12 protein-coding genes are annotated in these 12,605 nt (G+C 65.9%); 10 read left to right on the forward strand and 2 right to left on the reverse strand.

Annotation, left to right across the window (positions count from 1 at the left end; translation table 11 throughout):
- Positions 1 to 56 precede the first annotated feature (56 nt).
- The 5 genes from FHW58_RS03025 to FHW58_RS03045 all read left to right on the forward strand — a co-directional run bounded on the left by FHW58_RS03025 (position 57) and on the right by FHW58_RS03045 (position 7,448).
- Positions 57 to 1,244, forward strand: a complete 1,188-nt coding sequence (locus tag FHW58_RS03025; RefSeq protein WP_179671585.1) for an efflux RND transporter periplasmic adaptor subunit — start codon at positions 57 to 59, stop codon at positions 1,242 to 1,244.
- Complete coding sequence (locus FHW58_RS03030; RefSeq protein ID WP_179671586.1) at positions 1,241 to 4,420, forward strand: efflux RND transporter permease subunit; 3,180 nt, start codon at positions 1,241 to 1,243, stop codon at positions 4,418 to 4,420. The genes FHW58_RS03025 and FHW58_RS03030 overlap by 4 nt, the downstream gene beginning before the upstream one ends.
- Position 4,421: 1 nt before the next feature.
- Positions 4,422 to 5,858 carry an efflux transporter outer membrane subunit gene (locus tag FHW58_RS03035; RefSeq protein WP_179671587.1) on the forward strand — a complete coding sequence of 479 codons (1,437 nt, stop codon included), beginning with the start codon at positions 4,422 to 4,424 and terminating at the stop codon, positions 5,856 to 5,858.
- 87 nt (positions 5,859 to 5,945) lie between these two features.
- Positions 5,946 to 6,374, forward strand: a complete 429-nt coding sequence (locus tag FHW58_RS03040; protein WP_179671588.1) for a MarR family winged helix-turn-helix transcriptional regulator — start codon at positions 5,946 to 5,948, stop codon at positions 6,372 to 6,374.
- Between the two features lie 111 nt (positions 6,375 to 6,485).
- On the forward strand, positions 6,486 to 7,448 hold the full coding sequence (locus FHW58_RS03045) for an alpha/beta fold hydrolase (protein ID WP_179671589.1): 963 nt from the start codon (positions 6,486 to 6,488) through the stop codon (positions 7,446 to 7,448).
- Positions 7,449 to 7,450: 2 nt separating this feature from the next.
- On the opposite strand, the gene FHW58_RS03050 is transcribed toward FHW58_RS03045, so the two are convergent.
- Entirely contained in the window at positions 7,451 to 8,266 is an 816-nt protein-coding gene (locus FHW58_RS03050) for an alpha/beta fold hydrolase (RefSeq protein ID WP_229265030.1), read from the reverse strand.
- 87 nt (positions 8,267 to 8,353) lie between these two features.
- On the opposite strand from FHW58_RS03050, the gene FHW58_RS03055 reads away from it, so the two are divergent.
- The 4 genes from FHW58_RS03055 to FHW58_RS03070 are packed head-to-tail and all read left to right on the forward strand — an operon-like array spanning position 8,354 to position 10,869.
- Positions 8,354 to 9,322, forward strand: coding sequence for an AraC family transcriptional regulator (locus FHW58_RS03055; protein ID WP_179671590.1), 969 nt, complete (start codon positions 8,354 to 8,356; stop codon positions 9,320 to 9,322).
- A gap of 26 nt (positions 9,323 to 9,348) precedes the next feature.
- Positions 9,349 to 10,044: a dienelactone hydrolase family protein gene (locus FHW58_RS03060; RefSeq protein ID WP_179671591.1), complete on the forward strand. Its 696-nt coding sequence runs from the start codon at positions 9,349 to 9,351 to the stop codon at positions 10,042 to 10,044.
- A 12-nt stretch (positions 10,045 to 10,056) separates the two neighbouring features.
- On the forward strand, positions 10,057 to 10,602 hold the full coding sequence (locus FHW58_RS03065; RefSeq protein ID WP_179671592.1) for a nuclear transport factor 2 family protein: 546 nt from the start codon (positions 10,057 to 10,059) through the stop codon (positions 10,600 to 10,602).
- Positions 10,603 to 10,620: 18 nt separating this feature from the next.
- On the forward strand, positions 10,621 to 10,869 hold the full coding sequence (locus FHW58_RS03070; RefSeq protein WP_179671593.1) for a hypothetical protein: 249 nt from the start codon (positions 10,621 to 10,623) through the stop codon (positions 10,867 to 10,869).
- Positions 10,870 to 11,046: 177 nt separating this feature from the next.
- Here the strand turns inward: FHW58_RS03070 and FHW58_RS03075 are convergent, their stop codons facing one another.
- Positions 11,047 to 11,697: a glutathione S-transferase family protein gene (locus FHW58_RS03075; protein WP_179673249.1), complete on the reverse strand. Its 651-nt coding sequence runs from the start codon at positions 11,695 to 11,697 to the stop codon at positions 11,047 to 11,049.
- 145 nt (positions 11,698 to 11,842) lie between these two features.
- Here FHW58_RS03075 and FHW58_RS03080 point away from each other — a divergent pair, with 145 nt between their 5' ends.
- Complete coding sequence (locus tag FHW58_RS03080; RefSeq protein WP_179671594.1) at positions 11,843 to 12,406, forward strand: TetR/AcrR family transcriptional regulator; 564 nt, start codon at positions 11,843 to 11,845, stop codon at positions 12,404 to 12,406.
- Positions 12,407 to 12,605: the final 199 nt, after the last annotated feature.

The raw sequence follows: 12,605 nt of genomic DNA on the forward strand, positions 1-12,605 counted from the left end.
TTGATCCAAGAGGCTTTATTTTACCCAGCATGTGTGTAATTGCACACTTAATTCACATGAAAAATTCAGATTTCGGCAAATTGCGGGTGCTGGCGCCCGCGCTGCTCGCCGGCGGCCTGGCCGCGCTGGCGTTTGGCGGCTGCGGCAACGCTCACAGCAACAATGCCACGGCCACCGCGCCGGGCGCGCCGGTGACGGCCGCCGCCGCCGTCGAGCGCAATATCACGCTGACGCAAGAGTTCTCCGGTCGCATGGAGTCGATCGAACGGGTCGACATCCGCGCCCGTGTGGCCGGTTACATCACTTCGGTCCACTTCACGCCGGGCAGCAGGGTCCGCAAGGGCCAACTGCTGTTCGTCATTGATCCGCGTCCGTTCGCGGCCGAAGCCAGCCGCGCACAGGCGGCCGCGCTGGCCGCCAGCGCCAAGGCCGAACTGGCCAAGCTGGAACTGAAGCGCGCAGAGAAGCTGCTGGCCGATCGCGCCATCGCCCAGCGCGAATACGACGAGCGCGCCTCTGCGCTGAAGGAACTGGACGCCAACGCCCATGCCGCCGCCGCGCAGTACGAAACGGCGCGGCTGAACCTGGGCTACACGCAAGTGACTGCGCCGATCGATGGCCGGGTCAGCAAGGCCGAGATCACGGTCGGCAACCTGGTCGATCAGACCGCCGTGCTGACCTCGGTGGTATCGGACGAGCGCATCTATGCGAGCTTTGATGGCGACGAGGAAACCTATCTGCAGGTCGGCGCCCGCGCGCGCCGCAACGAACAGGTCAAGGTGCGCATCGGCCTGGCCAGCGAGGCGGGCTTCCCGCACGAGGGCCGCCTGGAATTCGTCGACAACCAGCTGGACGCCGGCAGCGGCGCGGTGCGCATGCGCGCCGTCTTCGCCAATACCGACAACCTGCTGGCTCCCGGCCTGTTCGCCCGCGTGCAGGTGGACAGCGGCGCCACCGACGGCCACAAGGCGGTGCTGATCAACGACCAGGCCATCAGCACCGACCAGAGCCGCAAGTTCGTCTACGTGGTCGGCAAGGACAACAAGGCCGAATACCGCCAGGTGACGCTGGGCGCCACCAGCGGCGGCCTGCGCATCGTGCGCTCCGGCCTCAAGGCGGGCGAGACTATCGTGGTCAACGGCTTGCAGCGCGTGCATCCGGGCGCGCTGCTGGCGCCGCAAGTGGTGGCGATGGACGCCGCCGACGTCAAGCTGGCGTCCGCCGGCAAAGGAAGCCGGCCATGAACTTCTCGCGCTTTTTTGTCGACAAGCCGATCTTCGCGGCGGTGCTGTCGATCATTATCTTCGTCGCCGGCCTGATTGCGATTTTCCAGCTGCCGATCTCCGAGTACCCCAATGTGGTGCCGCCGTCGGTGGTGGTCAGCGCCCAGTATCCGGGCGCCAATCCCAAGGTGATCGCCGAAACGGTGGCGGCGCCGCTGGAGGAGCAGATCAACGGCGTCGAGCACATGATTTACATGTCCTCGCAAAACACCTCGGACGGCGCGCTCAAGCTGACCGTCACGTTCGCCATCGGCACCAATGTGCAGCAGGCCGAGACCGAGGTGCAGAACCGCGTGCAGCGCGCCTTGCCGCGCCTGCCGGAGGAGGTGCGCCAGATCGGCGTCACCACCGTCAAGACTTCGCCCAACCTGACCATGGTGGTGCACCTGGTGTCGCCGGATTCCTCGTATGACGATCTGTACCTGCGCAACTATGCGGTGCTCAACGTCAAGGACCAGCTGGCGCGCATTCCCGGCATGGGCGATGTGCAGATCCTCGGTTCGGGCGACTACGCCATGCGCGTCTGGCTCGATCCGCAGAAAGTCGCGCAGCGCGGCCTGACCGCCGGCGACATCGCCAACGCCATCCGCGAACAGAACGTGCAGGTGGCGGCCGGCGTGGTGGGCGGCTCGCCGACGCGCAACGCCGACTTCCAGCTCAGCGTCAATACCAAGGGACGGTTGAAGAGCGAGGAAGACTTTGGCAACATCATCATCCGCACCAACGCGGACGGCGCGCTGACGCGGCTGCGCGACGTGGCGCGCATCGAGCTCGGTTCCGGCTCGTATGCGCTGCGCGCGCTGCTGGACAACAAGCCGGCCGCCGCGCTGGCGATCTTCGCCTCGCCTGGCTCCAACGACCTGCAACTGTCGGCCGACGTGCGCGCCCGCATGGCGGAGCTGAGCAAGGACTTCCCGCGCGGCGTCGAATACAGCGTCGCCTATGACCCGACCATGTTCGTGCGCGACTCGATCAAGGCGGTCATCCACACGCTGTTTGAAGCGATCGCGCTGGTGGTGCTGGTGGTGATCGTGTTCCTGCAAACCTGGCGCGCGTCGATCATTCCGCTGCTGGCGGTGCCGGTGTCGGTGGTGGGGACGTTTGCCGTCATGCTGGCGTTTGGCTTCTCGATCAACACGCTGACCTTGTTCGGACTGGTGCTGGCGATCGGCATCGTGGTGGACGACGCCATCGTGGTGGTGGAGAACGTCGAGCGCAATATCTCGGCCGGGTTGTCGCCGCGCGCCGCCACGGTGCAGGCGATGAAAGAGGTCAGCGGGCCGATCATCGCGATCGCACTGGTGCTGTGCGCGGTATTTGTGCCGATCGCGTTTGTTGCCGGCCTGACCGGCCAGTTCTATCGCCAGTTCGCGCTGACGATCGCGATTTCGACCGTGATCTCCGCCTTCAGCTCGCTGACGCTGGCGCCGGCGCTGGCCGCCGCGCTGCTGCGGCCGCACGACGCGCCGAAGGATGCGCTGACCCGCGTGATGGACCAGCTGTTCGGCCGCTTTTTCCGCTGGTTTAACGACTTTTTCGGCCGCAGCTCGCAGCGCTACGAGGGCGGCGTCAAGGGCGTGCTGAGCCACAAGACGCTGTCGGTCGGCTTCTACCTGGTGCTGGTGGCGCTGGCGGCGCTGCTGTTCAAGCTGGTGCCGCCGGGCTTTGTGCCGTCGCAGGACAAGGGCTATCTGGTCGGCTTCGCGCAGTTGCCGGAAGCGGCCGCGCTGGACCGTACGGACGCCGTCATCCGCCGCACCGCCGACATCGCGCTGGGCGTGCCGGGCGCGCGCAACACGGTGGCGTTCCCCGGGCTGTCGGTCAACGACCTGACCAACGCGCCGAACGCCGGCATCGTCTTTGTGGGCGAACTGGCGCCGGAAACGCGCAATACGCCGGAAGTCAGCGCGCCGGGCATCGCCGGCGAAATCAACAAACGCGCCGGCGCCATTCAGGATGCGTTCGTGATGGTGTTCCCGCCGCCGCCGGTCAATGGCCTCGGCACCATCGGCGGCCTGAAGATGATGATCGAGGACCGCGGCAACGTCGGTTACGACGAGTTGTATAAAGCCACGCAGGCACTGGTGGACAAGGCGCGCGCCACGCCGGAGCTGGCGGGCGTGTTCTCGGGCTACCAGATCAATGTGCCGCAGCTGTACGCCGACATCGACCGCGACCGCGCCAAGCAACTCGGCGTACCGCTGCAAACCATCTACCAGACCTTGCAGATCAATCTCGGTTCGCTGTACGTGAACGACTTCAACCAGTTCGGCCGCACCTACCAGGTGCGGGTACAGGCGGATGCGCGCTTCCGCTCGCGGGTGGAAGACATCGGCCAGATGAAGGTGCGCAACGACAAGGGCGAAATGATACCGCTGTCGTCGCTGATGCGGATGAGCGATAGCTACGGCCCGGATCGCGTGCAGCACTACAACGCCTACCTGGCGGCCGACCTGAATGCCGGTCCGGCCCCGGGCTATTCCAGCGGCCAGGCGCAAGCGGCGCTGGAGCGCCTGGCGGCGGAGGTGCTGCCCAAGGGCGTCAGCTATGAATGGACCGAGCTGACCTACCAGGACACCATTGCCGGCAACACGCTGATCTATGTGTTCCCGCTGTGCGTGCTGCTGGTCTTCCTGGTGCTGGCCGCGCAGTACGAAAGCTGGACGTTGCCGCTGGCGGTGATCCTGATCGTGCCGATGTCGATCATGAGCGCGCTGCTGGGCGTGAAGCTGAGCGCGGGTGACAACAACATCTTCACGCAGATCGCGCTGTTCGTGCTGGTGGGGCTGGCGTCTAAGAACGCCATCCTGATCGTCGAGTTCGCGCGGGAACTGGAACACCACGGCCGTGGCGTGGTGGAGGCCGCCCTGGAAGCGTGCCGCCTGCGCCTGCGTCCTATCCTGATGACGTCGATTGCCTTCATCATGGGCGTGCTGCCGCTGGTGTTCTCGCACGGCGCCGGTTCGGAGATGCGTCATGCGATGGGCGTGGCGGTGTTTGCCGGCATGCTGGGCGTAACCTTCTTCGGCCTGTTCCTGACGCCGGTGTTCTATGTGCTGGTGCGCAAGCTGGCGCTGCGGCTGGAGCGGCACAAGCCCGTGCCGCACGCCGTTGCCCATCCGGTGGAGGGCCATTGAGATGCGCGCACCAACCATGATATTGCTGGCGGCCTTGCTGGCCGGCTGCGCTGCGCCGGATTTCAGGCAACCGGTGATCGAGATGCCCGGTGCGTTCAAGGAAGCGCCGGTGCAGACGGCGCAAGACGGCAGCCGCTGGGTGGCCGCCCGTCCGGCCGAGCGGCAGCCGCGCGGCGAGTGGTGGCGCGCGTTCGGCGACCCGGCACTGGATGCGCTGATCGACGAGGCCACGCGCAACAACGCCAATCTGGCGTTGGCGGCGGCGCGTGTCAAGCAGGCACGCGCCATCGCCGGCATCGCCGAAGCCGACCGCGTGCCGCAGGTGGATCTGGCGGCCGGCGCCCAGCGCGCCCGCACCGCGCCGGCGGAACTGGGACTGCCGGCCGGTACGCCGGTCGCGCCGCAGACCACCTACCGTGCCCGCCTGACAGCCAGCTACGAGGTCGACCTGTTCGGCCGCGTCGCGTCGAACGTGGCGGCCGCCACCGCCGACGCCGACACGGCCGAAGCCAGCTACCGCTCGGTGCAGCTGACCTTGCAGGCCGACGTGGCGCAGCACTACTTCCGCCTGCGCGCCACCGACGCCGAGCTGGAAACCCTGGCCCGCACGGTGCAGACGCGCGAGGAAAACGTCAAGGTCAACCAGCGCCGTTTCGACCTCGGCGACATTGGCGAATTCGACCTGGCGCGCGCGCTGACCGAGTTGTCGACCACGCGGGCGGAGGCCATCGGCCTGCAACAGCTGCGCGCCACCACCGAGCACGCACTGGCGGTGCTGCTGGGCAAGCCGGCCGCCAGTTACACCGCCGGCGCCAGTCCCTTGCCCGACCAGGGGCGCCTGCCGTCGATTCCGGCCGGCCTGCCGTCCACGCTGCTGGAGCGCCGTCCCGACATCGCCGCAGCGCAGCGCGCCATGGAAGCGGCCAACGCCCGCATCGGCGTGGCGCGTTCGGCCATGTTCCCGGCGTTGAACATCAACGCGGCCGGCGGCGGCGTGGCCGGCAACTTCCCGGACGTGCTGAGCATGACCGGCCGTTCGTGGGTGCTGGGCGCGCTGCTGTCGGCGCCGGTGATCGACGGCGGCAGGCGGCGCGCCAACGTCGCGCGCAGCGAGGCGGCGCTGGAGGAAGCCGTGGCCGCCTACCGCCAGAGCGTGCTGACGGCGTTCGCCGAGGTCGAGGACAACCTGGCCGGCCTGCGCATCCTGCACGGCCAGTCGGCGCAGATCGAGGACGCGCTGGTGTCGGCGCGCCGCTCGGCCGAGCTGGCGCACAAGCTGTACGACGCCGGCCGTTCCAGCTACCTGGAATTGCTGGACGCGGAACGCAACCTGGCCACCGTCGAGCGGACCGCCGTGCAGCTGCGCGGCAACCGCGCCATCACCACCGTGGCGCTGATACGCGCGCTGGGTGGCGGCTGGGAAGCGCCGCGCAGCTGACCACCGGGTAGCGCGGGGCGGGGACAGGCGGCGCCTGTCTCCCGCCTGCGGTACACTTGCAAACAAACGCCTTAGATCGAAGCTCTCATGACCAAGCCGCTCGCCATTTCGGATTGCAATTGCCTCGCCGTGCGCCAGGCCGCGCGCGCGATTTCCGCGCTGTATGACCGCCATCTCGCGCCCACCGGCCTGAGCTCGTCACAGTTCAGCATCCTGGCCGCCATCCAGGGGCAGGCCGGGGTGCCGGTGCAGGAGCTGGCCGATGTGCTGGTGATGGACCGGACCAGCATGGTGCGCGCGCTGCAACCGCTGACGCGCGATGGCTACGTGACGCAGCAGCCGGACCCCGCCTATCCCCGCAAGCTGCTGCTGTCGCTGACGGCGGAGGGACGCGCCATCTACCAGCGCGCGCATCAGCATTGGCAGGACGCCCAGGCGGAATTTGAAGCCGGCGTCGGCACACCCGAAGCGGCGGCGTTGCGCCAGCGGTTGGCCGCCTGGAGCCAGAAGCCTTAATCCACTAACCACGCCAGCAGTGCGGCTTGTCGCTTGACAGCGGCAAGGACGCTGTTTTACTATTCAATCAATCTATCTATCGATAGATAGTTAAATTTTTTTAGGATTATCATGACGATCAAACCCAACACTACTTCCCGCCGCGCGCTGCTCGGCTCCCTGGCCGGCATGGCCGCCATCAGCGGCCTGGCCGCAGCCGTTCAGCCCGCCGAGGCGGCGCCGGCCAAAGCCGCCGGCGCGGCGCGTCTGACGTCCAGCACGCTGACGCTGAACGACGGCACCACGCTCTATTACAAGGACTGGGGCAGCGGCCCGGCGGTGGTGTTCAGCCACGGCTATCCACTGTCGGCGGACGCCTGGGAATACCAGATGCTGTTCCTGATGCAGCAAGGCTTCCGCGTGATCGCCTTCGACCGCCGCGGCTTCGGCCGTTCCAGCCAGCCTGCCGGCGGCTATGACTACGACACCTTCGCCGACGACCTGGCGGCGCTGATCAACGCGCTCAACCTGAAACAGGTCACGCTGGTCGGACACTCGATGGGCGGGGGCGAAGTGGCGCGCTATATCGGCCGTCACGGTGAACAGCGCGTGGCCAAGGTGGCGCTGGTGGCGGCGGTGACGCCATTCCTGCTGCAAACGCCGGACAATCCGGGCGGTGCGCCGAAAGCGCTGTTCGACACCTTCCGCGCCGCCGTGCAGGCCGATCGTTCGCAGTGGAACAAGGATGTGACCATGCCGTACTACAGCTACAACCGCGCCGGCGCCAAGGTGTCGGAAGGCGTGCGTGACGATTACTGGCGCCAGGGCATGAATACCGGCGTGCTGGCGGCGTATCACGCCATCACCGCGTTTTCGGAAACCGACTTTCGCGCCGACCTGAAGAAAATCACCGTGCCGACGCTGGTGGTGCACGGCAACGACGACCAGATCGTGCCATTCGAAATCTCCGGCAAGCTGTCGGCGCAACTGGTGCGCAACGCCACCCTCAAGGTCTACGAGGGCGGCTCGCACGGTCTGCTGATCACGCAGAAAGACCAACTGAACAGCGATCTGCTGGCCTTCCTGCGTTCCTGATGTTACAGCCCGCCGACGCTGCTGACGGCGCCCAGGATGCTGCTGGCGACGTCGGCGGGATGGGAGATCAGCGCCACGTGGCTGGCGCCGCCGATGGCGCTGACGCGGGCCTTGATCTGTGCCGCCTCCGCCTGCTGGAAGGCACCCGGGATGATGATGTCGGCGTCGCCATACACCCACCAGGACGGCTTGGTCTTCCATGCGGCGACGGTAATTTTATCGTCCAGCACATGGTTGAAGATCGGGCCTTGCACCGCCCTCAGCACGGTGCGGTCGGCTGGCGCCACATCCGGCGCGAAGCTGCTGGCAAAGGTGGCCGCATCCAGCGTCAGGTAACCGGCGCTGTCGACCACCAGGCCTTGTTGCCAGGCGCCGGCGGGGAAGGGCTTGGTGATGTCGTTGATCGACTGGCCATCACCCGGCGCGAAGGCGGACACGTAGACCAGCGCCGCCACCTTGGCGTCGTTGCCGGATTCGGTGATGACGGCGCCGCCGTAGGAGTGGCCGACCAGCACCACCTGGCCGCTCTGCGCGGCGATGGCGCGGCTGACGGTGGCGGCGTCGTCGGCCAGCGACTTGCGGGCCAACTGCACGGCCACGACTTTCAGGCCGCGCTGTTGCAGCAGCGGGATCACTTTCGACCAGCTGGAGCCGTCGGCCCAGGCGCCGTGCACCAGCACCACGGTGGTTGGCTTGATTGGTGCGGGTGTGGTGGCGGCGACAGCGTCGTTGCCGCCACAACCGGACAGCGACACGGCGCCAGTCAGCGCCGCCACGGCGAGCGCGATCGCGCCCATGGGTTTCCATAGTTGTTTCATGAGGTATTCCTGTAAATGAAAGAAAAAACTGCCGCGGCGACCAGCATGATAAGGACGGCGTGCCCGCACAGCCATGATGCGGACGCCTTGGTTCATGCCCCATCGTCCGAATCGGCCGGCGTGCCGTCGATCGACGTGGACATGCTGTCGCACGTGCTGACGCAGGTAAGGCTGCGCGGCGGCGCCGTCTATCGGGCCGAGCTTGGCGCGCCGTGGGCGCTGCGCTTCCCGGCCGGCGCCGCGCATTTCTACTACGTGGAGCAGGGCGCGGCATGGGTGCACCTGAGCGGCCGCGCGCCGCTGCCGCCGGTAGCACTGCGGCGTGGCGACCTGCTGATGCTGCCGCACCGGCAGGACCACGCGCTCAGCAGCGGTGCATTGCTGGTGGCGGACGACATCGAACTGGTCAGCCGTGCCCACTTTGGCGCCACGCGCCATGTGCTGCGCGCGGGGCGGGATGGCGCGGCCTGCCGCCTGATCGGCGGCCAGTTCCATTTTGACGGCGACGCGGCGGCCGCGGTGTTGGCCGCGCTGCCGCCGATGCTGCACCTGCCCGGCAATGGCGCCGTGGCGCCGCCGTGGCTGGACGCCATCACCCGTTTCCTGTTGCAGGAAGCGCATGGCGGTGGTCCGGGCTCGGCGCTGATGGTGTCGCGGCTGGTGGACTTGCTGGTGATCCGCGCATTGCGCTGTTGGGCCGAAACTCAGGTGCGTCATCCGGGCTGGGTGGCCGGGCTGTCCGAGTTGCGCATCGGCCGCGCCCTGCGCGCCATCCACGCCGAGCCGCAGCGGGCCTGGACGGTGCAGGCGCTGGCGGCATTGGCCGGCATGTCGCGCTCGGCGTTTGCGGAGCGTTTCACGACGGCGGTGGGGCAGGCGCCGCTGCAATACGCGCAGCACTGGAAGCTGACGCTGGCGCACGACATGCTGGCGCAGGGCGTGCTGGTCACGCAAGCCGCGGGGCGTAGCGGATACGCCTCGGAGGCCGCCTTCAGCCGGGCCTTCAAAAGCCATTTTGGCTATTCGCCAAGCACGGTGCGTGGGCAGCGTGCTTGATCCATTCAACGCATCGAAAGAACACCATGACTGAGACACTTACCATCCAGGTTGCCGACGGCAGCTTCCACTGCCATGTGGCGCGGCCGCCGGGCCTGACTTCGGCGCCGGTCATCGTTGTGCTGCAGGAAATCTTCGGCGTCAACGCCGGCATCCGCGAGATTGCCGATGGTTACGCGGCGCAGGGCTATATCGCGGTCGCGCCGGACCTGTTCTGGCGCGCCGATCCTGGCCTGAGTTTGTCGGAGCAGCAGGCCGGCGACTGGGCGCGCGGTTTCGCGCTGTACAGCGCTTATGACCGCCAGCGCGGCGTGGCGGATATCGCCGCCACCGTGCGCGCGGCCCGCGCCATGGCCGGCGCTTCCGGCAAGGTCGGCGTGACCGGCTACTGCCTTGGCGGCCTGATGACCTACCTGACCGCCGCCCGCGCCGATGCCGACGCCTTCGTCGCCTACTACGGCGGCAGCACGGAAGACTATGCGGCGGAAGCCAACAACGTCGGCAAGCCCTTGCTCTACCACCTGGCGGAAGAGGACGAGTACATCGGCAAGGAAGCGCAACGCACCATCCGCGACGCCTTTGCCGCCAACCCGCTGATCGAACTGCATGGCTACCCCGGCTGCAACCACGCGTTTGCGCGTCCGCGCGGCAGCCATTACGACCCCGTCGCCGCGACGCAGGCCAATGCCCGCACTGCGGCGTTTTTCAAGCAGCACCTTTAAGGAGTAAACCCCATGCAAGCATTTCCCGCCATCGCGCGCGTCAGCCCTGTGGACGCCGCCGACCACGCCAGCGCCGTCGATTTCGTCAACCGTGTCAACTGGTTGTTTGAGACCTGGGACGTGGAAGGCATGATCGACGCCTTCACGCCGGATGCCGTGGCCTACCACTTTCACGGCACCATCAGCGGCCATGCCGAGATCCGCCACTTCTTCGAGCACGATTATCCCTACCTGATTCCCGGCGTGAGCCGCCATGCGACCAACCATATTGTCGATATCGACGGCGATGGCGTGCAGGTGCGCTACCACAACCTGCTGGTACGCCACGCGTTGCCGCAGGATGCGCCGGCACTGGGCGCGGGCCAGGTGATGACCAGCTACGATGGCCTGCCGGCCATCTGGCTGTATTCGCCGATGCGCGACCGTCTGGTGCGCACGCCGGATGGCTGGAAAATCTTCGAGCGCTACATCGGCGGTTCCGTCACCAACGACGCGCTGACGCCGGCCGACACCACAGCCGCCACCTTTGCGGGACTGATGCCTGTCCTGCCTGCCTGACCAAGCCGGGAGAATGGTATGAACGTCATCAAACCTCTGCCGTCGACCTTTGTGCCGTCGTTCGCCCTGCAGTTTCAGCCGACGATGGCGCAGTTTGACTTGTCGAGCGCGCCGACCTTGACCGCGCCATCAGCCGAGGAAACAGCCCCGGCACCGGACGCGGTACGCCGGGTGGCGGACAGCCCCGTCAAGGAGCGCAGCCATGCAGCGCTGATGCAAGACCTGTTTGACCAGATCGCCAATGTGCGCGGCGACGGCGTGATCTAAAAAAAAGGAGTCCCGAGGGACTAATGCCGTTAAGTTAGCGTTTGACCGGTCATTCCGGCGCAGGCCGGAATCCATAGACAGCATGCGATATGGCACGCTGGCGTTCCATGGGCTCCGGCCTTCGCCGGAGCGACGCGCTTAACTTAACGGCATTAGTCCCGAGGGACTCCTTCTTGCTTACTGGCCGCTGCGGTGTTTTACGCTGGGGCGGTCGGCCACCCTGGCTTGCCAGGCTTTCAGCGCCGGGTAGTCGTCGGTGACGGTGATGCTGAGGAAGGCGGCGTGCAGCAGGGCGGCGTAGACGGTGATGTCGGCCATCGAAAACTGGTCGCCGGCCACATAAGGCGTCTTCGCCAGCACACCATCGAAATACTTCAGGCCGTTCTTGAACTTGGCCAGCTGGCGCTCGCCCCATTCCTTGCGGCCGGCCCATTCCGGCGCCTTGAACGGCTGCAGCGCGGCGCCCAGGCCCGGCGTGGCGTAGTGGAAGTAGATGCCGATGCCGTCGATCATCCAGTCGTCGGCGCGCTTTTGCATCATGTGGATCATGGCTTTTTCGCGCGCGGTCTTGCCGGTCAGGACCGGATTGGCGTCCAGATTGTCCAGGTATTCGGTGATGGCCACGCACTCGCTGATGCAGGTGCCGTCATCCAGCTCCAGCACCGGCACCACACCGTTCGGGTTCTTCGCCAGGAAGGCCGGCTGCTTGTGCTCGGCGGCGATCAGGTCGACCGGCACAAACTGGAACAGCTGCTCCAGGCCTTTTTCGGCCAGGACGATGCGGATGCGGGCGGGATTGGGGAAGCCGGGGGTATCGTAAATCTTCATCATGTGCTTTCTTTAGGTCTACCTCTCGGTAGATAGATTAAAATAGACGATAGAAGGACGCATCTGGAATTTGTCTATCTATCGATAGATGCATAATAATTCCGGCGGTTTTGCCGCGTCAAGTGGATTTTTTTAAGGATCAGTTATGGCAAGCGATAAAAAACAGGAAGTGATGATGGCGGCGAGATTGATGGTGCAGGCGCAGGGCTACAACGCGCTGAGCTTCCGCGACCTGGCCGAGGCCGTTGGCGTCAAGAGTTCCAGCATTCACTATTATTTCCCCACCAAGGGCGACCTCGGCGCGGCGCTGGCGCGCCAGTACACCGAAGAATTCATGGCCTACCTGAACGATCTGCTGGAGCAGGGCCTGGACTGGCGTACCTGTGTGGCCAAATACGCCGAGGTGTTCCGCGACACCCTGCTGCGCGAAAACCGCATGTGCATGGCCGGCGTGCTGGCGGCGGAGCGTCCCAGCCTGGCGCCGGAAGTGAAGCTGGAAGTCGAGCGTTTCACCGAGCAGATCGTTGGCTGGCTGGCGCGCGTGGTGGCGCTGGGCCATCCAAAGATGGCGGTCGAGGCGGTGAGGGGACGTGCCTTTGCCATCTTCTCGGCGATCGAAGGCGCGCAGTTGGTGGCGCGCGGTTGTGATGATGTCAGCGTCTTCGACAACACGCTGGCCGCCTACCGTGCGGCCGGGCTGCTGCCATGATTTGATGTTATGTGTAATGTTACGGCCACTAAAAATGTTTGCGATAACATTTTCGGGGCGGGTGAATGGATACTTGTTACTTTTGATATCAAAACAAGTATCAAAAAGCATGAGTGAGTCGGCATTTCCTGATACGCCTGCGACTTTTTTACAACATGTTGTAACGCAGCATTCAGGCGGCTGCGCCGATGTGTAGCCG

Source organism: Duganella sp. 1224 (assembly GCF_013408245.1).
Classification (GTDB): domain Bacteria; phylum Pseudomonadota; class Gammaproteobacteria; order Burkholderiales; family Burkholderiaceae_D; genus Rugamonas.

What these genes read in the sequence shown, in the direction of transcription:
- FHW58_RS03025 (WP_179671585.1), top strand. Translation starts at nt 57, where the DNA reads ATGAAAAATTCAGATTTCGGCAAATTGCGGGTGCTGGCGCCCGCGCTG.
- FHW58_RS03030 (WP_179671586.1), top strand. Translation starts at nt 1,241, where the DNA reads ATGAACTTCTCGCGCTTTTTTGTCGACAAGCCGATCTTCGCGGCGGTG.
- FHW58_RS03035 (WP_179671587.1), top strand. Translation starts at nt 4,422, where the DNA reads ATGCGCGCACCAACCATGATATTGCTGGCGGCCTTGCTGGCCGGCTGC.
- FHW58_RS03040 (WP_179671588.1), top strand. Translation starts at nt 5,946, where the DNA reads ATGACCAAGCCGCTCGCCATTTCGGATTGCAATTGCCTCGCCGTGCGC.
- FHW58_RS03045 (WP_179671589.1), top strand. Translation starts at nt 6,486, where the DNA reads ATGACGATCAAACCCAACACTACTTCCCGCCGCGCGCTGCTCGGCTCC.
- FHW58_RS03050 (WP_229265030.1), bottom strand. Translation starts at nt 8,266, where the DNA reads ATGAAACAACTATGGAAACCCATGGGCGCGATCGCGCTCGCCGTGGCG.
- FHW58_RS03060 (WP_179671591.1), top strand. Translation starts at nt 9,349, where the DNA reads ATGACTGAGACACTTACCATCCAGGTTGCCGACGGCAGCTTCCACTGC.
- FHW58_RS03065 (WP_179671592.1), top strand. Translation starts at nt 10,057, where the DNA reads ATGCAAGCATTTCCCGCCATCGCGCGCGTCAGCCCTGTGGACGCCGCC.
- FHW58_RS03070 (WP_179671593.1), top strand. Translation starts at nt 10,621, where the DNA reads ATGAACGTCATCAAACCTCTGCCGTCGACCTTTGTGCCGTCGTTCGCC.
- FHW58_RS03075 (WP_179673249.1), bottom strand. Translation starts at nt 11,697, where the DNA reads ATGAAGATTTACGATACCCCCGGCTTCCCCAATCCCGCCCGCATCCGC.
- FHW58_RS03080 (WP_179671594.1), top strand. Translation starts at nt 11,843, where the DNA reads ATGGCAAGCGATAAAAAACAGGAAGTGATGATGGCGGCGAGATTGATG.